This is a genomic window from Pseudomonas capeferrum (genome assembly GCF_000731675.1).
GTDB lineage: Bacteria > Pseudomonadota > Gammaproteobacteria > Pseudomonadales > Pseudomonadaceae > Aquipseudomonas > Aquipseudomonas capeferrum.
Genome location: NZ_JMIT01000004.1, coordinates 354540 through 380553 on the forward strand (window position 1 = coordinate 354540; position 26014 = coordinate 380553).

Here is a 26014-nt window from a genome sequence, read left to right on the forward strand (position 1 = left end):
GCCGCAGGACTGGCGATAAGCGCATATTCCTGCGAATCTTTGTTACCAAACGCGCGATAATCAGCCTTTGGTCGAAGGTAACTTTTAATAACTTCGTCGTTACTTCGTGACACAATTTTGTCCTCTACCTTGAGAGCGACCCATGGACACCCTGCAAAATATGCGTGCTTTCAGTTGCGTAGCCCAACTTGGCAGCTTCACGGCTGCGGCGGCGCAGCTGGATACGACCACCGCGAACGTGTCGCGGGCGGTCTCCAATCTGGAAGCCCATCTGCAAACACGGCTGCTCAACCGCACCACCCGCCGCATCGCGTTGACCGAGGCTGGCAAGCGCTACCTGATGCGCTGCGAACAGATTCTTACCTACGTTGAAGAAGCCGAAGCCGAGGCCAGCGACGCCCATGCCCGCCCGGCCGGGCAGTTGAAGGTTCACTCGATGACGGGGGTCGGCCAGCACTTCGTGGTCGATGCCATCGCCCGCTATCGCGAATCGCACCCGGACGTGACCTTCGACCTGACCATGGCCAACCGCGTGCCGGACCTGCTCGACGAAGGCTACGACGTATCCATTGTGCTGGCCACCGAGCTGCCGGACTCGGGCTTCGTGTCGCAGCGCCTGGGCATCACCTACAGCATCGTCTGCGCCTCGCCCGCCTACATCGCGCGCAACGGCATCGCGCACAAGCCTGCCGACCTGCTCAAGCACGCCTGCCTGCGCATGGTCAGCCCAGTGATTCCGCTGGAAAAGTGGCTGTTCGACGGCCCGGAAGGCCAGGAAATGGTCAACATCAGCACCTCGCCGTTCCAGGTGAACACGGCAGACGCCATGAAAACCGCAATCCGCAGCGGCATGGGGGTGGGCGTGCTGCCGATCTATTCGGCCATCGAGGGCCTGCGTGATGGCAGCCTGGTACGGGTGCTGCCCGAGTACCGGTTGCAGGAGCTGAACCTGTACGCCATCTACCCGTCGCGCCAGTACCTGGATGCCAAGATCAAGACCTGGGTCGAGTACCTGCGCAACTCGCTGCCGGAAATTCTTGCAGCCCATGAGGCAGACCTGAAAACCCATCAGGTGCTGATCGCCAACTGAAAGCAGCTGCAAGCCATAAGCTTCAAGCCGCAAGAAAAAGCAGATCGTCGCAAGCGCGGCTTTTTCTTGTGGCTTGAAGCTTGTAGCTTGTAGCTTTTCTTGTGGAAGTTGCCCGATGAAAAAGACCGTCCTGGCCTTCAGCCGTATCACCCCGGCCATGGCCGAGCGCCTGCAGCAAGACTTCAACGTAATCCTGCCGAACCCCAAGCTCGGCGACATCAGCGCCCAGTTCAACGAAGCCCTGCCCGAGGCCCACGGGCTGATCGGCGTCGGCCGCAAGCTTGGCCGTGCGCAGCTTGAGGGCGCGGCCAAGCTTGAGGTGGTGTCCAGCGTCTCGGTCGGCTACGACAACTATGACGTCGACTACTTCAACGAACGCGGCATCGCCCTGACCAACACCCCCGACGTGCTGACCGAAAGCACCGCGGACCTCGGCTTCTCGCTGATCATGGGCTGCGCCCGGCGCACGGCCGAGCTCGATGCCTGGACCAAGGCCGGCCAGTGGCAGGCCACCGTCGGCCCGGCCCACTTCGGCAGCGATGTGCATGGCAAAACCTTGGGTATCGTCGGCATGGGCAACATCGGCGCCGCCATTGCCCGTCGCGGGCGGTTCGGTTTCAACATGCCGGTGATCTATGCCGGCAACAGCCGCAAGACCGCGCTGGAGCAAGAGCTGGGTGCGCAGTTGCGCAGCCTGGAACAACTGCTGGCCGAAGCCGATTTCGTCTGCATCGTGGTGCCGTTGTCCGAGGCAACCCGCAAGCTGATCGGGGCCCGTGAGCTGAAGCTGATGAAGCCAAGTGCCTTCCTGATCAACATTGCCCGCGGCCCGGTGGTCGATGAAGCGGCGCTGGTCGAGGCACTACAAAACGGCACTATTCGCGGCGCCGGCCTGGATGTGTACGAAAAAGAGCCGCTGAGCGAGTCGCCGCTGTTCAAGCTGCCCAATGCCCTGACCCTGCCGCACATCGGATCGGCCACCGCCGAAACCCGTGAGGCCATGGCCAACCGGGCAATGGACAACCTGCGTGCGGCGCTGCTGGGCGAGCGGCCGCGCGACCTGGTTAACCCGCAGGTGTGGAAGGGCTGAGGTTTCCACCTAGCGTGCCAACACGGCAGCTGGCTTGAGCGAAGGCTTGCGAAACACCAGCACGTTACCCGCCATTACCGCGACGAGCCCCAGCAACGCTGGGGCCGTCCATTGGTACCCTTCGGCAAACGCCGACACGTTCAACGCCACCAACGGGAACAGCACCGTGCAATAGGCTGCCCGCTCCGGCCCCATGCGCCCGACCAGGGTCAGGTAGGCGGTGAAGCCGATCACCGAACCCGGGATTACCAGGTACATCAACGAGCCGATGTAGCGGGTGTTCCATTCCATGGCGAAAGGGATGCCGTTGAACAGGCAATACACGGTCAGCATCGCCGCGCCATAGACCATGCCCCAGGCATTGGTGGTCATGGGTTTGAGCCCGGCCTTCTGCTGCATGCTCGACAGCATGTTGCCAGCCGAGAAGCACAGCGTGCCGAGCAGCGCCAGGCCGAGGCCGTACAAGGTTTCACGACTGGCCGCATGGTGGCCGAGTTCGGGCCAGAACAGCAGGCCCAGGCCCAGCAGCCCCAAAGCGCCGCCGCCCAGCACATTGGCGGCGATCTTCTGGCCGAAGAACACCCGCGCATTGAGTGCGTTCCACAAGGTCGCGGTAGAGAACACCACGGCGATCAGGCCGCTGGCGATCCACTGGCTGGCGGTGAGAAAGCACATGAAGTTGACGCAGAACAGGCACAAGCCCTGCGCCAGGCAAATGAGGTGGCCGCGGCGGCTCATCGGTTGCAGGCGGCGGGTGAGCAGCAGGATGGCGAACAGGATCAGCCCGGCCAAGGCGAAGCGGTAGACGATCGATACGGGGATGGCGACCACGCCCAGTTGCAGTTTCAGGGCGATCCACGTGGTGCCCCAGATCAGGACGGTGAGCAAGTACAGGGACAGGTTCATGGCGGTGGTTCCTTGGGCCTTTCGAGATCGGTGCCCGGCGCTTCGCGGGGCAAGCCCGCTCCCACTGGTACCGCCCAGCCTCGAAACCTGCGGCGCATCCGTGGGAGCGGGCTTGCCCCGCGAATCGAGGGCGCAACCCTCGCCGAGGCCCTCAGTGTTCGCCCTGCTGGCCCCTTCGCGCTTGCACAAACTTGCGCTTTTGTACTGCAGCTAGCTGCCTGCGCGGCCAACTCGCAGTACGATGGCGCTCAGAGGAATCGCCCATGACCCCACTGTCCCAGTTGCAAGTGTTCAACGCCATGCACGCCTCGCCCCATGCCCGTCTGGAGCTGAGCGCGCACCTGGGAGACGGCCTGGCTGCGGCACTGTGGCGAAACCGCGACGATGCCCGCGACTACCAGGCGCCAAGCCATCACACACTGTCGTGCTACATCGCCGATGGCACCGGCACGTTTCGCCGCCAGCGCCCGGCCGACAAGGGCGCGCCGAACAAGCTGTGCGTCATGCCGGCCGGCCACGAGTCGAACTGGGTGGTCAATGGCGAGATCCGCCTGGCCCACCTGTACATCAGCGAGGCACAGTTCGCCCTCGGCTGTGTGCGCCTGCTGGACCGCGAACCGCGCGAGATGCAGTTGCAGGAGGCGACGTTTCTCGACGACCCGCAGCAGGCGCTGCGCTTTCACCAATTAATCAGCCTGGACTGGGATGAACCCGGCGAGCGCTTGCTGGCCAGCAGCCTGGCGCACGAGATCGTCGACCACGCGGTGCTCAGCCAGGTTGGGCTACGTGAGGGCTTGCGGTTGAAAGGTGGGCTGGCGCCGAGCCTGCGTCGACAGTTGGTCGAATACATCGAGGCGCACCTGGACCAGCCCATCACCCTCGGCGAGCTGGCGGTGCGCTGCAATTTGTCCGAGTACCACTTTGCGCGGATGTTCCGCAGCAGTTTCGGCTTGCCGCCGCACCAGTACCTGCTGGCTCGGCGGCTGCATCGGGCTTGCCAGTTGCTGCGCCTGGGCCAGTTGCCACTGGGCGAGGTTGCGTTGCTGTGCGGGTTTGCCAGTGCCAGCCATTTCAGCAACCGGTTTCGTCAGGCACTCGGGGCGACACCCGGCGCCTATCGTGCAGCCTTCACCCTTTGATGGGGCCGCTGCGCAGCCCTTCAGAATTCCAAGGTGCTGGAAAGGCTCACCTGCCGCGCATCCCCCACCGCCACGAAGTACTGGTTCACCGCCGAGCTGTAGTACACCTTGTCGAACAGGTTCTTCACATTCAGTTGCAGGCGCACGTTGTGTTCGTCGAGCTTGGTCTCATACGTGGCAAAGGCATCGGCCACGGTATAGCTCGGCAGGTCGAAGGTGTTGGTCGCATTCCCCGCACGCTCGCCAACATAACGGGCCCCGGCACCCAAGCGCAGGCGGTCAGCGCCGAACAGGCTGCCAAAGTCATACACCGCCGACAACGAGCCGCTGTGCCTGGCCACGTTCTGCAGGCGGTTGCCTTCAAGGTCAGGGTCTTTGGTCACCTTGGCATCGGTAAAGGCATAGCTGCCGATCAGGCTCCAGCGTTCGCTGAGCTGCCCGGTCAGGTCCAGCTCGACACCGCGTGAATTGACCTCACCGGCATTGCTGTAGACCGTCTCGCCGGTGCCGCTGTCGAAATTGGCCACCAGCACGTTGCGCTTGGTGATGTCGAACAGCGCCAGGGTACCGGTCAGGCTGCCCGGCATGTCGAGCTTGGCGCCCAGCTCCCACGACTTGCCCTCCTCCGGCGCCACCGAGGCGTCCAGCACCACGCCGCCGGTCAGCGGCGCAATGCTGGAGTTGGGCTTGAACGACTCGCTGTAACTGCCATAGAACGACAGCTGGTCATCGACCTTGTAGACGATGCCGGCATGCGGCACCCAGGCCTGGCCGCTGGTGTCGGTATTGGCCTTGAACGGGCGGCCGCGCCCGGCGTACTGGTCGAACTGCTGGAAGCGCGCGCCGGCCACCACAATCCAGTGGTCGTCCAGGTGCACCGCGTCCTGCATGAACAGGGCATCGGTGCGCAGTTTGTCGGTCTGGTCGCTGTCGCTGGCGCGCACGCTGCTGCCCTCCACTTCCTGGCCATACACCGGGTTCACATAGCTGAAGCTGGACTGCGCGGTCTGGCGAATCAGGTCGCCACGAAACACCTTGCGGTCTTCGTGATCGATACCGAGCAGCAGGTCATGCTGCAGGCCGCCCAGCTCGACGTTGCCCGCCAGGCTGACGGTGGCGAACTGGTCGCGGCTCATGGCGTTGTGGGTGCCATCGATGCTGCGCGTCAGCGTGCCCTTGGCCTCGTTTACACCGGTCACACGGACCTGGCTGGCATCGTAGGTTTCGCGGTTGAAGCTGTAGCCGAAGTGCAGCTTCCAGTCATCGGCCAGTTGATGGTCGACCTCCAGGCGGTACAGGTCGGAGCGCCCTTGCATGTCGTTGAACGGCTCGTCCAGGCGACGCGTGGCCGGTATGTCCAACGGGTGGCCGTTGCTGCCAAATGCCGTGCCGCGGTCGAACGGGTAGCGAAACTCGCGGTGCTCGTAGGCCAGCACCACCTGGGTGTCCTCGCCCAGCCAGGCCAGCGACGGCGCCACCAGCGATTCACGGTGCACGCCGAAGTTGCGCCAGTAATCTTCATCCTCATGATCGACGATCAGCCGGTAGGCGAACGGGCTGTCGCCCAGTGCCCCGGTGCTGTCGAAGCCGCCGCCGCTGCCGTTCTTGCCGCTGCCATAGGTCGAGCCGCGCACGGTCAGGGCGTTGTACTGCTGCAGTTGCGGGCGCTTGCTGACCACGTTGATGACCCCGCCCGGGTCCTGGATGCCATACAGCAACGAGGCCGGCCCCTTGAGCACCTCGACCCGCTCGGTATTGGCGTTGAGGCTGCGGCCCTGCACGATGGGCATGCCGTCACGCATGATCGAACCGTCGCGGTTGTCACCGAAGCCGCGCTTCATCACGGTGTCGGAGGTGCCGCCGAAGTTATTGCCCTGGGTAATGCCGCTGACATGGGTCAAGGCGTCATCGAGGTTACGTGGGGCCTGGTCACGGATGACCTGGGCCGGGACTACGTTGATCGCCTGGGGGATGTCCTGGTTCGGGCCTTGGCCACGCATGATCGAGGCACTGGCCGGGGGCTGGTAGCTGTAAGCGTCCATTTGCGAGGTCACAGTGGTGGCCTGCAGGTTCAGTGCCCCATCGGTGCCCACGGCTTCAAGGGTCAGGGTGCGCGCATCGACGCGGCGCCAGGCCAGGCCGGAGGTGCCCAGCAATTGCTGCAGCGCCTGCTCGGCGCTGAACGTACCGTTGAGGGCGGGTGCTTGCACGCCTGGAAGCTCGAGGGTGTAGACCACGCTCTGGCCGGTGGCACGGCTGAAAGCATTGAGCGCCGGGGCCAGGGGCTGGCTCGGTTGGGCGAAGGTGTACGCCTGCATCTGCTCGGCGGCCCTGGCCAGCGGTGCGATGGCGATGACCGGGAACACTGCAAGACCGAGCCAGAGGGGGACGCAACGCGGGGTGAACTTCATGGACGCTGACCTGTAAGTGGGTATTGACTGCGAATGAATCGCACTTCCACTCATTACACGGATGCCACGCCCTGTTACCTCATCCGTTATCTGAAAAATTTTTGCGCGACCGGTGCCTAGCGGACAAGGGTCAAACGCCCCAATACGGTCTGCCGCGAAAAGCCCATCACCTTGCCGAGCGAGTCGAGCGCCGCCAAAGGCTCCTGCACCGGGAAACTGCCACTGACCTTGCGCTGCCCCAACGCTCCATCAAGCAACAGGATGCGCCCCGGGTAATAGCGCCCAAGGTCTTCGACCACCTGCGCCAGCGGCACCTGATAGTAATTCAGCCAGCCCTGGCGCCAAGCCAGGCGGCTCTCGCTGTCCACGCTCTGGGTGCTGCCCGCCCGGCCGCCAACGTAGGCCAGTTGCTGATTGGCCGTCAGTTCTCGGGCAACCTCGCCTTGCACCGGCGTCACCGCCACACGCCCACTGCGCACCGTGACTTGCGCGCCATCACCGTGCTCACGCACCTCGAACTGGGTGCCCAGCACCCGCACCTCGCCGCCCGCGGCGGCTACCAGAAACGGCTCACCCGTGTGGGTGACCTGAAAGAACGCCGCCCCGCGCAGCAGCCGTACTCGCCGCTCGCCGTGCGCAAAGTCGACCGAAATGGCGCTGCCCGCGTCCAGTGTCACTTGCGATTTGTCGGCCAGGGTCAGCTGGCGGACGTGCCCTGTGCTGCTGTAGTCGGCCTGCAGGTCCTGCAACCAGAAGCCGGGGTGCCAACCGCCCACAACGCCGACCGCCAGCACCAGGCAGGCTGCCGCCGCCAAGGCGGAGACACGTTGCCGCCAACGGCCTTGGGCAGGTGGCCGGGCGATGGCATCCAGGTACTGCTGCAGGCCTTCGCGCTCTTCATCGGCCAACCGCGCCGCCGGCACCGCGCTCATCTGCCACAGCGCCTTGGCCTGGGCATAGGCTTCGCGATGCCCCGGGTCGGCCAGTAACCAACGTTTGAACGCTGCGCCCTGGGCTTGCTCAGGCTGCTCGTTGATGCGGATCAGCCACTGCAGGGCGGCTTGTGACTGCGCGGCAGTGATCGAATTCGGACGGCTCATCGACGGGCGCTCCCTGGCCTGCGCATGGTGGACGCGGGCTCGGCGATACTCGCCTTGCACGCTTCGAGGGCGCGCATCATATGCTTTTCCACAGCGCTCTGGGACAGTTGCATGGCCGTGGCAATCTCGCTGTACGTGCAGCCGTGGATGCGGTTGAGCAGAAAGATCTGACGCGTACGCGCGGGCAAGGCACGCAATGCGGCTTCGATGCGTTGCAGGTCGTGATCGACCTCCAAGGCTTGCTCAGGCTCCGCGGCGCTGGCTTGCTCATCCACGGCGTGGGTGGCTTCTGCCACGCGCTCGCGGCTGCTTTCACTGCGCAAGTGGTCGATGGCGAGGTTGCCGGCACAGCGCAGCAGGTAGGTGTCCAGTGCCTCGACCTTGACCTCGGGGCGGCGCCAGAAACGCAGGAACAACTCCTGCACCAGGTCCGATGCCGTGGCCCGGCAGCCGACGCGGCGGTTGACCAACGCTTCCATGCGCGCCCGCTGCGCCAGGAACACCTGAACGAAACGCGCACGCCCGCTGGCGCTGTCGGCGTCAGGTTCGCGCATGTCTTGCGGCTGGCTCAAGCGGTCACCCCGCCAGCACAGCCAGCAGCGGGCCCAGCACCAGGCTGGCGGCGGCCAGGCCCAGCAACAGACGTGGCTGGTACGGCAGGACGAACACCCAGAGGGTCACCCCCGCCATCAACACCGCGATCCACTCCACCAGGCCATGGCCCCAGCCCCGCAGGTGCACGCTGAGTACCAGCGACAGCATCAGCAGCAGCCAGCCAGCGACGCGCAGCAAGCGCACCTGTTGCGGGCGCGGCTTGCACCCAAGCAGGTCGCTGAAGTGTTTTTCCATGGCCAGGCACAGGGCAGCGAAGCCTGCGAAGCCGATCAGCGCAATACCTAGCATCAGCCTACCTCGACCACGTCAGCAGTCGGTTTTTTTGCCGCGCGCGAGGCGCGCTTGGCCACAGGTTTGGGGGCGCGCAGCATCTTGCTGGCCGCCCAGGCCAGGAACAGGCCGACGGCCAATGCCGTGAGATCGAACCCGGCCATGGCCCAGTCGCCAACCTGCAGCGAATGATCCAGGCCCTGGCCGGTGGTCAGGCCATTGACCAGTGGTAGCAAGGCGAACGCCAGCGCGCCCAGCGCCAGTTGCTCACCCCAGGCGCGACGCCCGGGACGCAACACGGCATGCACCAGCGACAGCAGCCAGGCCAGGAAGAAGGCGTTGACCTCCCAGTCGGCGCGGCCTTCCAACGCCACAGGAACCAGCCGGTTGGCCCAGAAGAACCCCGCCACCGCCAGCAGCAGGCCGCTCATGCTGGCAATGTTGAGCACCTCGACCAGGCGCAACTCGCTTGGCATGTGCTCGCTCTTGGCATGCTTGAGCTGACGCTTGCCCAGCCACATCACCAGGCCTGTGCCGATCACCGCCGTGCCGGCCACACCGAACACGAAGTACAGCCAGCGCAGCCAGGGACCCGCGAAATTGCCCATGTGCAGGCCGGCGAAGCTGAAGGCCGTCGCCATCGCGCCGCTCTCCGGCGCACCTTGGCTCAGCAGCGCGCCGTTGGTGCCGTCGAAGGTCCACTTGGCGCTGCGCTTGTAGGCGATGTTGTCGGCGGAGGCCTGGGTGAAGGTGACCTGGGCATTGCTGTCGCCGGGGTTGTGCAGCTGGATGTAGCCGATACGCGCACCTGGCACTTGTTCCTGAACCTTGGCGTACAGCGTCGGCAACGGCACCAGCGGCGTCGCGACGTTGGCCGCCTTGGGTGGATCGTCACGGCCGAACAGCTCGTTGAAGTAATCGCCGGTGTTGCCGCTGTAGCTGGCCAGAATGCCGGCAGGCATCACCATGTACATGAACAGCACCAGGCTGCTGTAGCTGATCATCAGGTGGAACGGCAGCACCAGCACACCGATTGCGTTGTGCCCGTCCAGCCACGAGCGCTGGCCCTTGCCAGGGCGGAAGGTGAAGAACTCCTTGAAGATCTTCTTGTGGGTGATGATCCCGGTGACCAGGCCTACCAGCATGATGAAGGCACAGAAGGTCGACAGCCAACGGCCAAACGGATACGGCATCTCGAGCTGGAAGTGGAAACGGTAGAAGAACTCGCCGCCGCGGCTGTCGCGGGCCTCGACCGGCTGGCCGGTCTGCGCGTCGAGGCTTTTGCTGACAAAGCCGCGCCGCCCGGCCTCGGGGTCACGCCAGCTCACGCTCAGCGCAGCCTCGCGGGCATTAGGCAAACGGATCATCCAACTGCCGGCGTGCGCGGCATTGGCCTCCAGGTAGCGCTGGGCCAGGCCTAGGCTGTTGACCGGGTCGAGCGCATGGCGGCGCACTTCGGGCTGGGACCAGTGGTTGATCTCTTCCTTGAAGTAGGACAGCGTGCCGGTGAGGAAGATGGCAAACAGCAGCCAGCCGAAGATCAGGCCGGTCCAGGTGTGCAGCCAGGCCATGGCCTGGCGGAAGCCTTCTTTCATGGGGTTTTCATCCAGTAGGCAATCCCGCTGGCCATGGCCATCAGCAGGCTGGGCAACAGCACGCCCAGCCAGGCACGCCAGGCGCTGCGGCAAGCAAAGCACCAGATGAAGGCCAGCAGGTAGAAGACGAACGACAGCAGCAAGCCGATGAGCGTCGCGTCTACCCGTGACAGGGGCGCCAGCAACGCGATGCAGACACTGGCCATGGACGCCAGCAGATAACCGCCCAACAACGCGGCCAGGCAACGTGAAGCCACGGCCAGGCGGTAGCTGAGTGGGAGGCCGGCGGCTTTGCTCTTCATGGCGGAGGTCCGGGCATTTTCGGGGCTGCAATAGTAATGATTTCAATTCTCATAAGCAAAGCATTGCCTGTTGCGCAGGAGGTTGCGCGGCCCTCAACGTGCATTTGCAACAAGAAATTTATTTTCAAAAAGGGCTTGAAATCATGCCTCGGTTGCCTGACCTTAGAGTCAAGAGGCGCAGAAATTCCAAGGGTCTCAAGGGCCTAGGCACGCCTCCATGCGAGCAAGCTGAATAAGGATTGAATCATGCAAATCCAGGTCAACAGCAGCAACCATATCGAAGGTAACGCCCGGCTCGACGAGTGGGTCCGCAGTACGCTGGAAAGCTCACTCGAACGTTACGAGGACGACCTCACCCGCATCGAGGTCCACCTGCGCGACGAGAACGGCGCCAAGCCCGGACCGCATGACAAACGTTGCCAAATGGAGGCTCGCCCGAAAGGCCACCAGCCGATTTCCGTGACCCACACCGCCACCTCGCTGGACCAGGCGGTCGATGGTGCCGCCACCAAGCTCAACCATGCGCTGGAACACTTCTACGGCAAGCTGCGCAGCAAGCGCGGTGTGCTGGAACTGAGTGACCCAGACGCCTGATGGTTACAACAAAACGCCCGGCCTAGAGCCGGGCGTTTTCGTTTCTGCCGATCAACGGCGCTGAACCAACGAGGTTTTTGTCCGGTCAACCTGTGCAATCCATTTGCTGCAGAAGCATGACCATGAACAACCCATTCGAACTCATCAGCGCCGCCTTCGCCCCCGAGTACCGGGTCAACCTGAGCATCGCCAACCTCGATGGCAGCATCATGCTGACCCTGTCCGACGACGCCGGCGTGGTCGCCAAGCGCCTGATCAGCCAGGCCCAGCGCAACGACCCGGTGCGCCTGCAGCGGGTCATCGACAGCATCCGCCTGGGCCTGGCCATAGAACTCGGCCAGAACCCCATGCAGGTGCTTGCCGCGCTGACCCGTGATGCGCAACACGCGCCGCGTCACTTCGTGGCCAACTAGGGTTTGGCCAGGGGTTTTACTTGCCCTCCTCCACTTCCTTGCCGTTGGCATCCAGCACCTTGGTCGAGGGATAGCGGTACGAGGCGTAGCGCACCACCAGGATCGAGAACGCCAGCAGCAGGATGCCACCGCACAGGTACAGCAGGCCCTCATCCGGCGCCTTGTGATGCGAGACATCGCCGATCAGCAGGCGCGTTAGCGCAGTGATCGCCACGTACAGCAGGAAGCGGATGGGCATGTGGTTGGTCTTGAAGTAGATCCCCACCATCGCCCCCAGCTCCAGGTAGATGAACAGCAGCAAGATGTCATCGACACTGACCCCGCCCTTGCCGAGCATGTCCAGAAACGTCACCACCGCCGCGTAGGCAGTGATGGCACCAATGCCGAACAGCGCCAGATAATGGAATGCCTCGACGCACAGGTTGCCCAGTGAGTCGGCCGAGCCGTGCAGGCCCTTGCGCAGCTTTTCAGCCCATTTGATGTTCACGATTGTCCCATTCCCCGATACGCCATGAAGGATGATGCGCCACCTCTGTGACGCTTGTGCCTTGCAGTTAAAGGGCCAGGCCCCCCGCTTTGGAAGGCGACCGATTGCCGCAAGGCACCTGTGGGCTACGCTTTTGCGCAAGATTCTGGTTGCGCAACGATGCCCGATGCCATTACTGTATATAGATACAGTAAAACGCAACCCAACCAGCAAAAAGGCATAGAGGTGATGAATGGCCGTCGAAGTGGTGTACCGCAGCAGCCGCGACCCGGAGCGCTTGTTCATGGATAAGGCCGAAGCAGATCGTCACGACAAGATGCTCGAACTGGCCGAGCGCCTGGCCGAAGTGCTGCACAAGGCAGTGCCATCGCTGACCGAGCAGCAGGTCGAAGAAGCCGGTATCTACATGGCCAAGAACCGCGATGTGTTCGCCCGGGCGTTCAAGAGCCAGCCAGACGCTTTGGCCGAGCTGCTCGATGGCCAAGCAGCCGAATAGTATCGCGCGGCATTTGGGGGAGCAGGTTTAACCGCTCCCACAGGCAACAACGCCGCACTCAACCGTAGAGCAACCGCTCCGCCAGCATCTGTGCCACCCGCGCCGGCGAACGTTTCTCCGCCTGGGCATGGCCAAACACTTCGGTCAGCCGCGTGGGAATACGCGCCAGGTGCGCTGTGATGGTGCTCAGGTCCTCACCCCGATGGGTCAATGCCACATAGATCAGCCCACCGGCATTGATGACATAGTCAGGCGCATACAAGATGCCGCGCGACTCCAACTGGTCGGCCACCTGCAGGGTAGTCAGCTGATTGTTCGCCGCCCCCGCCACCGCCGCGCAACGCAGTTGCATCACGCTCTGCCCGTTGAGCACCGGCCCCACGCCACAAGGGGCGAAGATATCGCAGGGGGTGCTGATCAAGGCATCGTTGGTCACCGGGTGCGCATTGAACTGCTCGACCGCCAGTCGCACACGTCCAGGGTCCAGGTCACTCACCAGCAGCTCCGCACCCGCCGCGTGCAACTGCTCGGCCAAGGCATAGCCAACGTTGCCCAAGCCTTGCACCGCAACGCGCAAGCCTTCCAGGTTGTAGCTGCCCAGGCGGGCATAGGACGTGGCGCGAATACCCGCGAACACCCCCATGGCGGCATGCGGTGAAGGGTCACCCGAGGCTGTGGTGCTGGTCACATGCGGCGTACTCTGGGCGATGCAGTCCATGTCCACGGTTGAGGTACCGCTGTCTACGGCGGTAATGAAACGCCCCTGCAGGGTGTCGACGAAACGGCCGAACGCCTCGAACAGCGCTGCGCGGTTTTCGACATGGGGGTTGCGCATGATCACCGCCTTGCCCCCCCCCAGCGGCAACCCCGCCAGCGCGGCCTTGTAGCTCATGCCCTGGGCCAGGCGGATCGCGTCGGTCATGGCGCTCTCGTCATCGGCGTAAGGCAGGTAGCGACACCCGCCCATGGCGGGGCCCAGTTGCTCGCTGTGGATAACCACCACGGCCTTGAGCCCCGTGGGCGGGTCGATGAACAAGTGCAACGATTGGGTACGGGTACTTTGCATGAGTGCGAACATCGGCGGGCTCCCCAACGAGGTGCTCCTAGCAGTATAGGCACGCCCGCGAGGGTAGAGCCTTGGTCAGACCACTGGACGAAACAGCGCGCCACGGCTAATAGTTAAACGTGTGTGGAGATCCCCCCATGAAGCCACGTCAAGCCTGCCTGGCCTGCCTGGAACGCGAGCCTGTCGCCCTGCTGGAAGCCGCATTGTGGATTGCCGCCGAGCACGACGCTGCTGTCGAGCCCGCGCACAGCCTCGCCCTGCTGCACGACCTGCACCGCGAGATCAACGCCAACCTGCCGATGCTGCCCCTGTGCGAACTGGCCCAGCCGCTGCTGCGCCAACTCAATGCATTGGGTTTTCAGCAAGACGAATATCACCCATTGCGGCCCCAAGCGGCGTTGCTGAACAACGTCTTGCAACGCCGCCGTGGCCAACCGTTGACCCTGGCCATTCTGGCGCTGGAGCTGGCGGGGCGCCTGTCCATCCCGCTGGAAGGCGTGGGCTTCCCCGGCCACTTCCTGCTGCGCGTGCCCGGCGCCGACCACCTGCTTGACCCCTGCGGTGGCAGGCGCCTGTACCCAAGCGATTGCCGTGACCTGCTTGCCCGCCAGTTCGGCCCGCACGTGCCGCTGAACGCAGAGCACATGCGCACGGCCAGCCCACGGCAGATGCTGCAACGCCTGTCACGCAACCTGCGCCAGTTGCACATCAGCAACGACAACCACCTGGCCGCGCTGATCGATGCCGAGCGGGTCATGCAACTAGGCCCGGTGCAAGTCAGCGACTACACCACCCGCGCTTCGCTGTACCAGTCCCTGGATTGCCCGCAGGCCGAGCGCTTCGACCTGGAGCATGCCCTGCTACTGACGGACGACCCGGTGCAACGCCTGAAGCTGTCCGAACGTATCGGCAAACTCCCGGCGCCGACCCATTCCATTCACTGAACCGGGGTATCGGACTGCTGCGAGGGGTGCGCCTTGGCGAACGCCGGGTGCTGGGCAGCCAGTGCCGCAACGCAACGCAGCCGCGGGTAGCCGCTGAGGTCAATGTTGAAGCGCTCGGCAGCGTACAGCTGCGGCAGGAGGTAGACATCCGCCAACCCCGGCTCAGCGCCAAAGCAGAAGCCGTGCTCGCCGATCAGTTGCTCGACCGCCGACAGCCCTTGGCTGATCCAGTGCGCGATCCACTGGTTGACCTGAGCCTCGTCCTGGCCGGCCTGGCGCAGCAGGTTGAGCACGCTGACGTTGTGCAGCGGGTGAATGTCGCAACCGATGATCGCCGCCACGCCGCGCACCTTGGCCCGCGCTTCGGCCGTGTCCGGCAGCAGCGCAGGCTGTGGATAAACCTCTTCCAGGTATTCGATGATCGCCGGTGACTGCACCAACAGCGCACCGCTGTCGGTGCGCAGGGCCGGCACTCGGCCCTGCGGGTTCACCGCGACATAGCCCGCATCGCGCTGCTCGCCCTTGAGCAGGTTGACCGGCAGTGACTGGTAATCCAGCCCCTTGAGCGCCAGCGCGATGCGTACCCGATAGGACGAGGTGGAACGGTAGTAGGTGTACAGCTCCATACCCCTGCCCCCTCAGTTGGCCGCGATGACAGTGCCGCGGCATTCGCCGAAACCAATGCTGGCCACGCCATCACGCGTGCACCGGGCGCGCAGGATGATCTCGTCGCCGTCTTCGAGGAACTTGCGCACCTCGCCGCTGGCCAGTTCCACCGGCAGCTTGCCGCCCTCGGTGATCTCCAGCAGGCTGCCAAAGGAGCCCGGCGTTGCGCCCGACAGCGTGCCCGACCCGAACAGGTCGCCCGGTTGCAGCTGGCAACCGTTGACGCTGTGGTGGGCCACCATCTGCGCCACGGTCCAGTACATGCTGCGGGTGTTGCTCAGGGTCAGGCGGTGAGCGGCAAGGCCTTGCTCGCGCATGCGCTCGGTGAGCAGCAGCACTTCAAGCTCGATATCAAATGCGCCATTAGCCTGGTCACGCGCGTCCATCAGGTAGGACAACGGCTGCGGATCGCCTTGCGGGCGCGCCGGTTGTGCCGTGCGGAACGGCTCGAGGGCTTCGGCGGTCACCACCCAGGGCGAAACGCTGGTAATGAAACTCTTGGACAGGAACGGCCCCAGTGGCTGGTATTCCCAGGCCTGGATATCACGCGCCGACCAGTCGTTGAGCAGGCAGAAGCCGGCCACATGCTCGGCGGCATCACCCACCGGGATCGACTGGCCCATGTCGTTGCCCTGGCCGATCCAGATACCCAGCTCCAGCTCGTAGTCCAGGCGTGCGCAGGGGCCGAAGCTCGGCTCGCTGTGCCCGGCCGGCAAGGTCTGGCCTTTGGGGCGGCGCACATCGGTACCGGACGGACGGATGGTCGACGCACGGCCGTGATAACCGATTGGCACGTGCTTGTAGTTGGGCAGCAGCGGGTTGTCCGGGCGGAACAGCTTGCCCACGTTTTTGGCGTGTTCGATGCCGACATAGAAATCGGTGTAGTCGCCGATGCGGGCCGGTACATGCAGTTGGCAATCAGCGGCCGGGTACAGCGCGGCGTTGAGCGCCGACTGGTGTTCGCTGTGTTCGCCGAGCAGTACCAGCAAGCGCTCGCGCAGGGCCACACGGGCGCCACGGCCGAGGGCAAAGAAGGCGTTCAGCGCACCGCCGCGGGTGGCTTCTGCCGCCGCCTTGGCTTCACCTTCGAACAGCCCCGCGGCAAGTACTGCCTCGAGGTCAAGAATGGCATCGCCGATGGCCACGCCGCAGCGCAGCGCTTCACCCGGCCGACTGAAGATGCCCAACGGCAGGTTCTGCAGCGGGAAATCGCTGTGCCCGTTGGCATGCTCGACCCAGCTACGGGTAATGGCGGTCTGGTTCATGGGTTATCTCCGGTTCGGGTTGAAGGTGCTCGGCAAGGTGGCCCAGCAACTATCGTAGTCGGCCTGCAATTGCGGGCATTCGAGTGCATGGCGGCTCGGACGCAGCACTTGGCTGGTCTCGAACATGAAGGCCATGGTGTTGTCGATCTTGTGCGGCGCAAGGTCGGCGGCGATGGCCTTGTCGCAGGTATCGGCGTCCGGGCCGTGGGCGCTCATGACCCCGTGCAGCGAGGCGCCGCCAGGCAGGAAGCCCTCGGCCTTGGCATCGTAGGCACCCTGGATCAGGCCCATGAACTCGTTCATCAGGTTGCGGTGGAACCAGGGTGGACGGAAGGTGTTCTCGGCCACCATCCAGCGCGGCGGGAAGATCACGAAGTCCATGTTGGCAAGGCCATGCACGCTGGTGGGCGAGGTCAGCACCGTGAAGATGGACGGGTCGGGGTGGTCGAAGCTGACCGTGCCAATGGTGTTGAAGCGGCGCAGGTCGTATTTGTAGGGCACGTTGCTGCCGTGCCAGGCGACCACGTCCAGCGGCGAATGCTGCAGCTCGCAGGCCCAGTGTTCGCCAAGAAACTTCTGCACCAGTTGCACGGGGCCTTCGGCCTCTTCGTAGTGCGCCACCGGGGTGAGGAAGTCACGCGGGTTGGCCAGGCCATTGCTGCCGATCGGCCCGAGGTCCGGTATACGCAGCGGCGCGCCATGGTTTTCGGCAAGGTAGCCACGAGCCTGGCCATCGAGCAGTTCGATGCGAAACTTCATACCCCGCGGGATCACCGCGATTTCCAAAGGCTCGACGTCCATGATCCCAAGCTCGGTGGCGATCCGCAGGCGGCCCTGTTCCGGCACCAGCAGCAGTTCGCCGTCGGCATTGAAGAACACGCGCTCCATGGAGCGGTTGGCGCTGTAGATGTAAATGCTCACACCCGCCGGCTTGTCCGCTGGCGCATTGGCCACCATCGGCACCCAGCCTTCGATGAAGTCGGTGGGTTCGGCCGGGATCGGTTGCGGGTTCCAGCGCAGGCGGTTGGGCGTGACCGCACCCAGCGGCCCAGCCAGTGGCTGGCGCGCCAGGCGTTCGAAACGGGGGTGCAATGCAGACGGGCGGATGCGATACAGCCAGGTGCGACGCAACTCACTGCGGCTCATGGTGAAGGCCGTGCCCGAAAGCAGTTCGGCATACAACCCATAGGGGGCTTTTTGCGGCGAGTTCTGCCCGACCGGCAAGGCGCCAGGCAGTGCTTCGCTGGCAAACTCGTTGCCGAAGCCGCTCAGGTAGTGAAGGTCGGGGGACGTGTCGCGGTTCATCGATGCCTCCGGGCTCTGGCAGAGCCGTTGCTGGCAGCTGGCTGCTGACCTGGCCCGGCGGTTTCCGGGGTCAGGCACTGGGGTGGCAGCACGTCTGCATTGTTTTTATCGTAATCAGATTACGAATAACGTAATTTGCTACGGACAAGGCGTCAAGCTATAAAGGCGCCACTCGACGAATCCGGAAGCCCATGCCCATGGCCAAAGCCAGCTCACCCACTGATAACGGCAAGCAGAAGGTCCGCTCGGCGGAAGTCGGCACCGATATTCTCAAGGCACTCGCCGAACTCGCCCCCTCCACGTCGCTGTCACGCCTGGCAGAGCATGTGCAGATGCCGGCGAGCAAGGTGCATCGCTACCTGCAGGCGCTCATCGCCAGCGGTTTCGCCGAACAGGATGCGGCCACCAACCACTATGGCCTGGGGCGTGAAGCGTTGCGCGTGGGGTTGGCGGCGTTGGCCAGCATCGATGTGCTGAAGATCGCGGCGCTGCCGCTGTCGCAGTTGCGCGATGAGCTCAACGAAAGCTGCTTTATTGCCGTATGGGGCAACCAGGGCGCGACGGTGGTCAGCATTGAACCGGCGGTGCGCGCGATCACGGTGGTGACCCAGATAGGCTCTGTGCTGCCGCTGCTCAGCTCGTCCACCGGGCTGGTGTTCGCCGCCTATCTGCCAGAACGCGAAACCATCGACTTGCGCGACCGGGAGCTGACTGCGCTGCAGCATCAAGCCTGTGACTACGCAGCCTTGTTGGAAGGCATTCGCGCGCGTGGCCTGCACCATGTGCATGGCCTGCTGATGCCGGGTGTGGATGCGCTGTCGGCACCGGTGTTCAATGCCATGGGGCAGATCGCTGCGGTGATGACCGTGGTGGGGCCGACGTCGATATTCCATGCTGACGAACATGGCCCTGCGGCGCAGCGATTGTTGGCGGCTGCGCGGGATACCAGTTGGCGGATGGGGTATGCGCCTGCGGGTTGAGCGAAGGGGGCACTATTGCCCGAAACGTAAAGGTGAATGTCATAGGCGGCTATTTTTCCCACGGGATCAAGCGCTTATTCTTGACTCACTGGCCGGCATGAAGGGCACTACCCCCCCGCCTTTCAGGCCTGCGAGGTTCACCGACGTAGATTTTGAAGCTCCTTGATCTAACGTCTCGATTGGCCGCTGCGATTGCAGCGGCTTTTTTTTTTGGGTGATCGCCTGAGGGCTGGGAGGGGCAAGCCCCCCCTCAAGACCACGCCACCTTCTGCTGCAAGAAACTCAGCGGTTGCTCACGAAAGGCCAGGTAATGGCGCAGCACCTGCACCGGCGCTTCGGTATGCGGGTAATGCCCGATGCCCTGCAGCAGCACGGTATCCGGCTTCGGCACCAGTTGCCGGTAGCGCTCGACCATGCGCCCGCCAGACACCGGGTCGACCACACCGTTGATGAAACGCAGTGGCACCCCCTCGCGTTGCAACGCACCCACCCAACGCTCGCGATGCACGGTGCGCTCCGGCAAGTAGCCGACCAGCTTGTGCAAGATACGCGTGCCCCGGTTGGCGGCGATCAGGCTCCAGCAATCATCCAGCGCGCTTTCACTCGGGTGGGTGCAGGGGCCATAGACCTGCGACACGTTGCGCACCAGGTCGTCCCGCCCGAACGAGCGCCCCACCAGCCAGCCCAGGCGGCTGAGCAACAGCTTCTGGATCAGCAGCATCCGGTAGCTCTCGGGGAACAGCCCGCTGTTGAGAAACACGCAACTGGCGATGTTCGCTCGCTGCTCGTGGTGCCGCGCCAGCAGCTCCTGGGCCACGCTGCCGCCATAGTCATGGGCCAGCAGGTGCACAGGCTGGTTGACCTTGAGATGGGCAAGCAACGCTTGTTGCAGGTCTGCCTGTTCCATCAGGCTGTAGGCATGGTTGACCGGCTTGGCCGAATCGCCAAAGCCGAGCATGTCGCAGGCAATCAGCCGAAAACGCTGCGCCAAAGGCGTCCATAGGTAGTGCCAGTCCCAGCTGGCGGTGGGGAAGCCATGTAACAGAAGCAGGGGCTCTCCTTGCCCTGCGGTCCAGTAGCGGATGCTCTGGCCCCGGAAGATGAAACTCTGTCCCCGGGTACGCCAGACGCACAATGGAATTTCGGCCAAAGGCATCAGATCGGTCCCGGTGGAGTTGTGTTGACGGAATAGGGCAAGGCTGCGGTCATTGCATGTTACCTCGGCACTTACATGTGCTCTCTATGTCGAGGCTGAGTCTAGCCAGCAGCCCATGGGCTGAAACTTGCGTTGCCAGCCAGCTTGATGACCTTGCGAGTCAGTGGCACGAACGGTCAGAGCAGCATGGCCAGCAGCGGTGCGGCGAACAGGTTCAGCAACCCGGTCAGGACCATGACCAGGCCGGCCACGGAACCTTCTTCGCGGCCCATTTCCTGCGCCCTGCTGACTCCGGCACCATGCGCGCCCACCCCGAACAACGCGCCCCGCGCCAGCGCGGTACGCAACGGCAACCAGCGCAGCAGCACACCGCCGAACAGGGCGCCCAGTACCCCAGTGAACATCACGAACACCGCAGTCAGTTCCGGCACGCCGCCCAAATCGTGGGCCAGCGGCATGGCAAACGGCGTGGTGATCGAGCGCGGCACCAGCGACAGGCTGGTTGCATTGTCCAGCGCCAGCAGGTGGGCCAACCCCCACGAGCTGGCGATCGAGGCCGTGCTGCCAGCCAGCATGCCCATCATCAGCGCCGGCCAGTGACGCGCCAGCAGCGCCCGCTGTTGCCATATGGGCACGGCGAACGCCACGGTCACCGGGCCGAGCACGGCCATCAGCCAATGGGTGTTGCGGGCGTATTCGGCATAGGCGGTATGCAGCGGTACGGCCACCGCCAGCAGCAATGCGGGCACCAGGATCAGCGGAGACAGCACATAGCGCCCGCTGCGCCGGTACAGCCAGCGGCTGCCCAGGTACGCCAGCAAGGTCAGCGCCAGCCAGAACAACGGCATGGGTTCAAGGCTCATGGCGCAAGCTCCAGCGGCACACCAGTTCGACGGTGAGTGCGGTCACTACCATGACCATCAACGTGCTCACGGCAATCACCAACAGAATGCGCCAACCTTCTTCGCGCACCAGGGTGCCGTAATCGAGCAGGCTCATCAGCGCCGGAATGAAGAACAACAACATCTCGGCCATCAGCCAGCCGGCGCCCAGTTGCAGCGTGGCCGGCTTGACCACGCCGCTGGCGAACAGCAGCAGAAGCAATGCCAGCCCCATGACCCCGGCGGGGATCGGCCAGCCCAGCCAGGCAGCCAGCTGGCCGCCGAACAGGAACAAGGCATAGAGGGTCGCCAACTCGACAAGCAGGCGCAGGGCTTTTTTCACTAACGCAGGTTTCATGGGGCTTCCTCGACAGGCCCTCATTTTAAGATTTACCTGCCTAGGCCAGAAGCGAATTGTTAGACTGGCCTGCATTCCAGAATGGAATTGGAAACATGGAATTCAAACAACTGCGCAGCTTCATCGAAGTGGTCCACCGCGGGGGCTTTACCCAGGCGGCGCAGACCCTGCACATCAGCCAGTCGGCGGTGAGCAAGCAAGTGGCTCAGCTGGAGCAGGACGTGGGCCAGCCGCTGCTTGAACGGCAAGCCTCGCAACTGCACCTGACTGCGGCCGGGCGCATCGTGCTGGAGCGCGGCGAAGCACTGCTGCGCCAGCGCCAGGCATTGCTCAGCGAACTCGATGACCTCGGCCAGATGGCTCGCGGCGAACTGCGCCTGGGCTTGCCGATGCTGGGCAGCGATGCCCTGTTCGCCGGCCTGTTCGCCGAATACCGGCAACGCTACCCGAACATCACCATCCAGTTGCTTGAAGGCGGCAGCCGTAGCGTCGAGCAAGCGGTACGCAGCGGCGAGCTGGAACTCGGTGGTAGCCTCACGCCCAGTGACAGCGCCTTCGAGCACCAGCCTTTCTGCAACGAACCACTCGATGCCCTGCTGCCCGCCGGGCATGCGCTGGCGGGCGCGGATGGCGTGCATCTGCGGCAACTGGCCGATACGCCGTTTCTGCTGTATCAGCGCAGCTTCGTGCTCAATGACCGGTTGCTAAAGGCCTGCCAGCAACAGGGCTTCACCCCGAAAGAAGGCGGGCGCAGTGGCCAGGCGGATTTTCTGGTGGCGTTGGTGGCAGCGGGCCAGGGCGTGGTGTTGCTGCCCCGGGTGGTGGCCAAGGCCCTGGAACGCCCCGGGGTGGTGCGCTTGCCGCTGCAGGCGCCGCTGGACCTGCGCTGGGACATCGCGTTCATCTGGCGGCGGGGGGCGTACTTGTCACGGGCAGCGCAGGCGTGGTTGGCGTTGCTGCGTGAGCGCGCCAGTTGAATCGCAGGTTGGAGCGGGTCAGCCGTTGAGGGCCTGCGCAAACGAGGCCAACCACGGTTCGGCATCGGTTTCAGGGGTCACCGTCTCACTGGCATCCAGGCGCAGCATGGGCTGCACTTCATGCACCCCCAGCTCAGCGAACAGCTCACGCATCTGCTCGCCACCGCCGCAGTACGTATCACCATAACTGGAGTCGCCCAATGCGATCACCGCACCCGGCAGACCACGCCAGGCGGCGGGCAAAGTGTCGCGAATCATGCTGTACAGCGGCATGAGGTTGTCCGGCAGCTCGCCCATGCCGGTGGTCGAAGTCACCGCCAGCAATGCCTCGGGGGCAAAACCTTCTACGTCCTGCAGGGTGGCACGCGCGGCATGCCAAGCCTCATGGCCCGCAGCCTTGAGCAACGATTCGGCATGGCGGGCGACTTCTTCGGCGGTGCCGTACACCGACCCGGAAATAATGGCGACTTTCATCGGGAAGAGGATTCCGAAACTGAGTGAAAACGTAGGATACTAGCATTCAACGCTGGCAAAAGGCCGCCTCGACCCAACTACCAGCCCCCTTTTCTCGCCCAATGGCCCGGACATGATCAACGCGCAACTGCTGCAATCGATGGTCGATGCGTCCAACGACGGCATCGTGGTCGCCGAAAAGGAAGGTCAGCCGCCAGGTCGAACTGGAGCGCGAACTGGCAGAAATGTACGCTCGTCAGAAATCTGACCTACGCTCCTGAACCAAGCGCGCCTCGCACGGTCAATCCCGTTGAAGAAATCGCCACCGCCGAGTTCGATCATGCAAGCAGATGCGCTCCTGACCCAGGACGAGCTGGATTTCATACAGAACATGCAGCACTCGCCCCAGTTCAACCTGGCTGACACGATGTCCAGCCTGCTGGTCAATGGCGACCGCCGGATTCAGACCTTGCTCACCCGCCTGGTGGCCAACGAGCAGGTGACCTTGCAGGCGCAGTTCAACAACCAGCAGATCAGCTTTCCGCTGCAACTGGTGGAAGACGAGTTCCATGCCCTGCACCTGCAGCTGGGCTCCCCGGAAATCTACGAAGACGGCCCGATGCGGCGCCCATGGCGCTTGTCCATGGACCAGCCAAGCGCACTGCTCGATGCACATGATCAGCAAAGCGGCCTGTGGGTTCGCGAAATCTCGTTCAAGGGCGCTTTGCTGGAGATCCGCGACCTGGCACAAGCCCCTGCGCGCTTCGAATTGTGCTTTGCACCTGCCGGCATTGCGCCTATCGAGCTGCACGGCGTGCTGCGTCGGCGCATTGGCCCCGACCTTGCGGCCTACGATTTGAGCTGCAGCCCCGCCGAAGAGATCGAGCGCCTGCGCGAATACATCCTGCAAGCCCATCGCCAGGCTCACCCGGAGCTGCACAGTCAGGTATCGAGCTGACCACCCAGAAACTGCCGCAGCCGTTGGCGCATCACGCTGCCTTGTGCCCCCAGGCACGCTACCGGGCTGCCTGCCAGGCTGTCCTGGGCGAGCTCGGCCACTTTACCGGCCAGCAGCAACGGGCACTCAAGGCCCACCACCAGCCGCCCAAGGCGCTTGCTCAACTCGGCGGTCGGCGCCTGATTGGAAAACAGCACCAAGGCATCAGGCCTGAGCCGCTCGCAAATCAGCGTCAGCTCTTGCAAAGGCTGCCCTGGCGCCAACACACTTACCTCCACCTCATCGCACCCCAGCAACAAGGCCGTCACCAGCAATTCCAACTCGTGACAAGGCCCCGCCAATGGCGCCAGCAAGACGCTGCGGCTGCGCGGCATGCGCGATAGCTGCAAGCGCACGAATACGCGGCTGCGCATGAACTGATCGAAGAACAGCCATTCACTGGCCTGGCCGAAGGCCCGCTGGCCGTAGCCGCTCTGGCCTGCCGCCAAATCGTGCCACACCGGCATGAAGATTTCGCCGAATACCTGATCCAGCGAATGGCTCGCGAACGCCTTGTCGAACAGACGGTGCAGGCGCGTGCCATCAACGCGCAGAACCGCCTCGTGTATCTGCTGCCGCCATCTCAGCCGGGCACTTTGCTCATCGCCGTTATCCTCCACCAGCGCCTGGCTACGGACAAGGATGCTAGCCACCTTGCTCACTGCAACGCCGCGCTCCAGCCAGCCGAGGATGTTGCGGATATCATCGATATCGGCTTGGGAGTACAGGCGATGGCCACTGTCGGTACGGGTGGGCAGAATGAGCCCATAACGGCGCTCCCAGGCGCGCAGGGTCACTGGGTTTACGCCCGTCAGGCGGGAGACTTCACGAATCGGGAACAGCTCCTGGTGTTGCAGTCCCTCGTCGATCGGCGAGGTACGTCCCTGTTTGCTCATCTGCACTGAGTACCCGTGTGCGGAAGTTGAACGCGCATGTTACTACGAACAGCCTAGTGCGCATGTTAACAACTGTTCGCCCCTTGCTCTTGCGGTATGACGCCATATCGCGATAATTCGCGCCCGATTCTTGCATGCATGCCTGTGTCGCCCACCACCCCGGGCGACGCCGCCAAGGGGCCAGCTACCCGCCAGCCCCGTCGCCAGGAGATACACGATGTCTACCCCACCCGTCACCCTGCTGGTGTCGCGCCGCGCCGCCCACGGCCGTTACCAGGCCCTGCTGGCTTGGCTCCACGAAGGCGAGCAACTGGCCACCGACTTCCCCGGCTACCTCGGTTCGGGCATCTTCGCGCCGCCTCGCGATAGCGATGAATTCCAGATCATCTTTCGCTTCAGTGACGAACCTACACTGCACGCCTGGGAACATTCCGCCTCGCGCCGGGCCTGGCTGCAACGTGGCAACGGGCTGTTTGAACGCCCCAAAGAAGCGCGCGTAAGCGGTCTCGATGACTGGTTTGGCACCAATAGAGTGCAAAAACCGCCACGCTGGAAGCAGGCAGTCGCTATCTGGCTAGCCTTTTTCCCAGTCTCGTTGCTGTTCAACCTGTTGTTCGGGCATTGGCTGGCAGGCATGGACCTGGTGCCGCGTGTGATGCTCAGTACCCTGGCCCTGACGCCTGTGATGGTGTACCTGTTCATCCCCCTCTCCACACGCCTGCTGGCGGGCTGGCTGCATGCCGCCCCAGCTACTGCTGCAGCCCTGCGCAGCCGCTGAGGGCTGGTCTACAAGAAGGAAACAGTTCGGGTATGCTGGGCGGCAACGAAAGGACAGACAAGTTGACCGCCCCGAACATGAACAGCCCAATTCTCGTTACCGGAGCCAGCCAGCGCGTCGGGTTGGCCCTGGCCCTCGAACTGGCGCAAGCCGGCCATACGGTGGTCAGTGCCAGCCGCAGCCTGCAGCCGCAATCCGCACACCCCAACATCGTGCAGTTCCAGGCCGACCTGTGCCAGGCTGCCGACCGCCAGGCGCTGATCGACTACCTGCAAGGCCACTACGACGGCTTGCGCGCGATCATCCACAACGCGTCCCTGTGGCTTGACGATGGCCTGGCCAACCTCGACACCATGTTCCGCCTGCACGTCGAAGCGCCGTACCACCTCAATCTGGCCCTCGGCGAGATGCTGGGCAAGGCAGGCAGCGTGGGCAAGGCCGACATCATCCACATTTGCGACGAAACCTCTTCGCGGGGCAGCAAGAGCCACATTGGCTACGCCGCCACCAAGGCCGCGCTGCAGAACATGGTGCTGTCGTTCGCCGAAAAGTACGCGCCCAAGGTGCACGTCAACGGTATCCTGCCCGGGCTGCTGATCCTCAAGGAAGGGGGTGACGAAGCCTACCGCCAGCAGACCCTGAAAAAGGCCCTGCTGGAATTCGAGCCCGGCGCCGGCCCGCTGATCGAGACGGTCAAATACCTGCTCGAAAGCCAGTACAGTACCGGTAGCCAGGTGGTCATCAACGGTGGCCGCCACCTGAAGAATCGCATGACCTGAGAGAA

At 63.8% G+C, this 26014-nt stretch carries 30 protein-coding genes; 13 read left to right on the forward strand and 17 right to left on the reverse strand.

The genetic code is table 11. The features are described from left to right. Positions 1 to 142 precede the first annotated feature (142 nt). Positions 143 to 1090 (forward strand): LysR family transcriptional regulator, encoded by a 948-nt coding sequence (locus PC358_RS23725; RefSeq protein WP_033702895.1) that lies wholly within the window; start codon positions 143 to 145, stop codon positions 1088 to 1090. 115 nt (positions 1091 to 1205) lie between these two features. Next, positions 1206 to 2180 carry a 2-hydroxyacid dehydrogenase gene (locus tag PC358_RS23730; protein ID WP_033702896.1) on the forward strand — a complete coding sequence of 325 codons (975 nt, stop codon included), beginning with the start codon at positions 1206 to 1208 and terminating at the stop codon, positions 2178 to 2180. Between the two features lie 9 nt (positions 2181 to 2189). On the opposite strand, the gene PC358_RS23735 is transcribed toward PC358_RS23730, so the two are convergent. Then, positions 2190 to 3086, reverse strand: a complete 897-nt coding sequence (locus PC358_RS23735) for a DMT family transporter (RefSeq protein WP_033702897.1) — start codon at positions 3084 to 3086, stop codon at positions 2190 to 2192. Positions 3087 to 3349: 263 nt separating this feature from the next. On the opposite strand from PC358_RS23735, the gene PC358_RS23740 reads away from it, so the two are divergent. Next, positions 3350 to 4225: a helix-turn-helix domain-containing protein gene (locus PC358_RS23740; protein WP_033702898.1), complete on the forward strand. Its 876-nt coding sequence runs from the start codon at positions 3350 to 3352 to the stop codon at positions 4223 to 4225. 20 nt (positions 4226 to 4245) lie between these two features. Here PC358_RS23740 and PC358_RS23745 read toward each other — a convergent pair whose 3' ends face one another. The 6 genes from PC358_RS23745 to PC358_RS23770 all read right to left on the reverse strand — a co-directional run bounded on the left by PC358_RS23745 (position 4246) and on the right by PC358_RS23770 (position 10518). Further along, positions 4246 to 6636: a TonB-dependent siderophore receptor gene (locus PC358_RS23745; RefSeq protein WP_033702899.1), complete on the reverse strand. Its 2391-nt coding sequence runs from the start codon at positions 6634 to 6636 to the stop codon at positions 4246 to 4248. Between the two features lie 116 nt (positions 6637 to 6752). Beyond that, complete coding sequence (locus PC358_RS23750; RefSeq protein WP_033702900.1) at positions 6753 to 7736, reverse strand: FecR family protein; 984 nt, start codon at positions 7734 to 7736, stop codon at positions 6753 to 6755. Beyond that, entirely contained in the window at positions 7733 to 8290 is a 558-nt protein-coding gene (locus PC358_RS23755; protein ID WP_371856414.1) for an RNA polymerase sigma factor, read from the reverse strand. Before PC358_RS23755 ends, PC358_RS23750 begins: the two co-directional genes overlap by 4 nt. A 22-nt stretch (positions 8291 to 8312) precedes the next feature. Further along, a complete protein-coding gene (locus PC358_RS23760) occupies positions 8313 to 8639 on the reverse strand; it encodes a DUF3325 domain-containing protein (protein ID WP_033702902.1) in 327 nt (108 codons plus the stop codon). After that, positions 8639 to 10216, reverse strand: a complete 1578-nt coding sequence (locus PC358_RS23765) for a PepSY-associated TM helix domain-containing protein (RefSeq protein WP_033702903.1) — start codon at positions 10214 to 10216, stop codon at positions 8639 to 8641. The genes PC358_RS23760 and PC358_RS23765 overlap by 1 nt, the downstream gene beginning before the upstream one ends. Continuing rightward, positions 10213 to 10518, reverse strand: coding sequence for a DUF3649 domain-containing protein (locus PC358_RS23770; protein WP_033702904.1), 306 nt, complete (start codon positions 10516 to 10518; stop codon positions 10213 to 10215). The genes PC358_RS23765 and PC358_RS23770 overlap by 4 nt, the downstream gene beginning before the upstream one ends. A gap of 246 nt (positions 10519 to 10764) precedes the next feature. Here PC358_RS23770 and PC358_RS23775 point away from each other — a divergent pair, with 246 nt between their 5' ends. After that, a complete protein-coding gene (locus PC358_RS23775) occupies positions 10765 to 11112 on the forward strand; it encodes an HPF/RaiA family ribosome-associated protein (protein WP_027595269.1) in 348 nt (115 codons plus the stop codon). A gap of 122 nt (positions 11113 to 11234) precedes the next feature. Next, complete coding sequence (locus tag PC358_RS23780) at positions 11235 to 11525, forward strand: DUF3509 domain-containing protein (protein ID WP_033702905.1); 291 nt, start codon at positions 11235 to 11237, stop codon at positions 11523 to 11525. 16 nt (positions 11526 to 11541) lie between these two features. Here the strand turns inward: PC358_RS23780 and PC358_RS23785 are convergent, their stop codons facing one another. Continuing rightward, positions 11542 to 12012, reverse strand: a complete 471-nt coding sequence (locus PC358_RS23785) for a phosphate-starvation-inducible protein PsiE (RefSeq protein WP_012274137.1) — start codon at positions 12010 to 12012, stop codon at positions 11542 to 11544. 232 nt (positions 12013 to 12244) lie between these two features. On the opposite strand from PC358_RS23785, the gene PC358_RS23790 reads away from it, so the two are divergent. Then, entirely contained in the window at positions 12245 to 12508 is a 264-nt protein-coding gene (locus tag PC358_RS23790; RefSeq protein ID WP_033702906.1) for a YebG family protein, read from the forward strand. Between the two features lie 58 nt (positions 12509 to 12566). Here the strand turns inward: PC358_RS23790 and PC358_RS23795 are convergent, their stop codons facing one another. Beyond that, complete coding sequence (locus tag PC358_RS23795; RefSeq protein ID WP_033702907.1) at positions 12567 to 13586, reverse strand: Leu/Phe/Val dehydrogenase; 1020 nt, start codon at positions 13584 to 13586, stop codon at positions 12567 to 12569. A gap of 125 nt (positions 13587 to 13711) precedes the next feature. Between PC358_RS23795 and PC358_RS23800 the strand changes: the two genes are divergently transcribed. Further along, on the forward strand, positions 13712 to 14518 hold the full coding sequence (locus tag PC358_RS23800) for a SirB1 family protein (protein ID WP_033702908.1): 807 nt from the start codon (positions 13712 to 13714) through the stop codon (positions 14516 to 14518). Here PC358_RS23800 and maiA read toward each other — a convergent pair. Genes maiA through hmgA form a run of 3 tightly spaced genes read right to left on the reverse strand, consistent with a single transcriptional unit; the run spans position 14512 to position 17754 of the window. Then, positions 14512 to 15144, reverse strand: a complete 633-nt coding sequence (gene maiA / locus PC358_RS23805; RefSeq protein WP_033702909.1) for a maleylacetoacetate isomerase — start codon at positions 15142 to 15144, stop codon at positions 14512 to 14514. The two genes, PC358_RS23800 and maiA, sit on opposite strands and share 7 nt — an antisense overlap. A 12-nt stretch (positions 15145 to 15156) precedes the next feature. Further along, positions 15157 to 16449, reverse strand: coding sequence for a fumarylacetoacetase (gene fahA, locus PC358_RS23810; RefSeq protein ID WP_033702910.1), 1293 nt, complete (start codon positions 16447 to 16449; stop codon positions 15157 to 15159). 3 nt (positions 16450 to 16452) lie between these two features. Continuing rightward, positions 16453 to 17754 (reverse strand): homogentisate 1,2-dioxygenase, encoded by a 1302-nt coding sequence (gene hmgA / locus PC358_RS23815; RefSeq protein ID WP_033702911.1) that lies wholly within the window; start codon positions 17752 to 17754, stop codon positions 16453 to 16455. 197 nt (positions 17755 to 17951) lie between these two features. Here hmgA and PC358_RS23820 point away from each other — a divergent pair, with 197 nt between their 5' ends. Continuing rightward, positions 17952 to 18734 (forward strand): IclR family transcriptional regulator, encoded by a 783-nt coding sequence (locus tag PC358_RS23820; protein WP_033702912.1) that lies wholly within the window; start codon positions 17952 to 17954, stop codon positions 18732 to 18734. A gap of 250 nt (positions 18735 to 18984) precedes the next feature. Here the strand turns inward: PC358_RS23820 and PC358_RS23825 are convergent, their stop codons facing one another. The 3 genes from PC358_RS23825 to PC358_RS23835 form a co-directional block, all read right to left on the reverse strand. Beyond that, positions 18985 to 19890: an alpha/beta fold hydrolase gene (locus PC358_RS23825; RefSeq protein ID WP_033702913.1), complete on the reverse strand. Its 906-nt coding sequence runs from the start codon at positions 19888 to 19890 to the stop codon at positions 18985 to 18987. Between the two features lie 176 nt (positions 19891 to 20066). Further along, the gene (locus tag PC358_RS23830; protein ID WP_033702914.1) at positions 20067 to 20753 is read right to left on the reverse strand and encodes an LrgB family protein; all 687 of its coding nucleotides are present in this window, start codon (positions 20751 to 20753) and stop codon (positions 20067 to 20069) included. Continuing rightward, complete coding sequence (locus tag PC358_RS23835; protein ID WP_033702915.1) at positions 20743 to 21129, reverse strand: CidA/LrgA family protein; 387 nt, start codon at positions 21127 to 21129, stop codon at positions 20743 to 20745. Before PC358_RS23835 ends, PC358_RS23830 begins: the two co-directional genes overlap by 11 nt. A 95-nt stretch (positions 21130 to 21224) precedes the next feature. Between PC358_RS23835 and PC358_RS23840 the strand changes: the two genes are divergently transcribed. Next, positions 21225 to 22106 (forward strand): LysR family transcriptional regulator, encoded by an 882-nt coding sequence (locus tag PC358_RS23840; RefSeq protein ID WP_033702916.1) that lies wholly within the window; start codon positions 21225 to 21227, stop codon positions 22104 to 22106. Between the two features lie 18 nt (positions 22107 to 22124). On the opposite strand, the gene PC358_RS23845 is transcribed toward PC358_RS23840, so the two are convergent. Beyond that, complete coding sequence (locus PC358_RS23845; RefSeq protein ID WP_033702917.1) at positions 22125 to 22580, reverse strand: flavodoxin; 456 nt, start codon at positions 22578 to 22580, stop codon at positions 22125 to 22127. 112 nt (positions 22581 to 22692) lie between these two features. On the opposite strand from PC358_RS23845, the gene PC358_RS28305 reads away from it, so the two are divergent. Both PC358_RS28305 and PC358_RS23850 read left to right on the forward strand, forming a co-directional pair. Then, the gene (locus PC358_RS28305) at positions 22693 to 22827 is read left to right on the forward strand and encodes a hypothetical protein (protein ID WP_256577296.1); all 135 of its coding nucleotides are present in this window, start codon (positions 22693 to 22695) and stop codon (positions 22825 to 22827) included. A 72-nt stretch (positions 22828 to 22899) separates the two neighbouring features. Continuing rightward, on the forward strand, positions 22900 to 23517 hold the full coding sequence (locus PC358_RS23850; RefSeq protein WP_033702918.1) for a hypothetical protein: 618 nt from the start codon (positions 22900 to 22902) through the stop codon (positions 23515 to 23517). Here the strand turns inward: PC358_RS23850 and PC358_RS23855 are convergent. After that, positions 23502 to 24452, reverse strand: coding sequence for a MerR family transcriptional regulator (locus PC358_RS23855; RefSeq protein WP_033702919.1), 951 nt, complete (start codon positions 24450 to 24452; stop codon positions 23502 to 23504). The two genes, PC358_RS23850 and PC358_RS23855, sit on opposite strands and share 16 nt — an antisense overlap. 217 nt (positions 24453 to 24669) lie before the next feature. Between PC358_RS23855 and PC358_RS23860 the strand changes: the two genes are divergently transcribed. Together PC358_RS23860 and folM are read left to right on the forward strand one after the other, a co-directional pair. After that, entirely contained in the window at positions 24670 to 25230 is a 561-nt protein-coding gene (locus tag PC358_RS23860) for a putative antibiotic biosynthesis monooxygenase (RefSeq protein WP_033702920.1), read from the forward strand. 32 nt (positions 25231 to 25262) lie between these two features. After that, positions 25263 to 26009, forward strand: a complete 747-nt coding sequence (gene folM, locus PC358_RS23865) for a dihydromonapterin reductase (RefSeq protein WP_050506172.1) — start codon at positions 25263 to 25265, stop codon at positions 26007 to 26009. Positions 26010 to 26014: the final 5 nt, after the last annotated feature.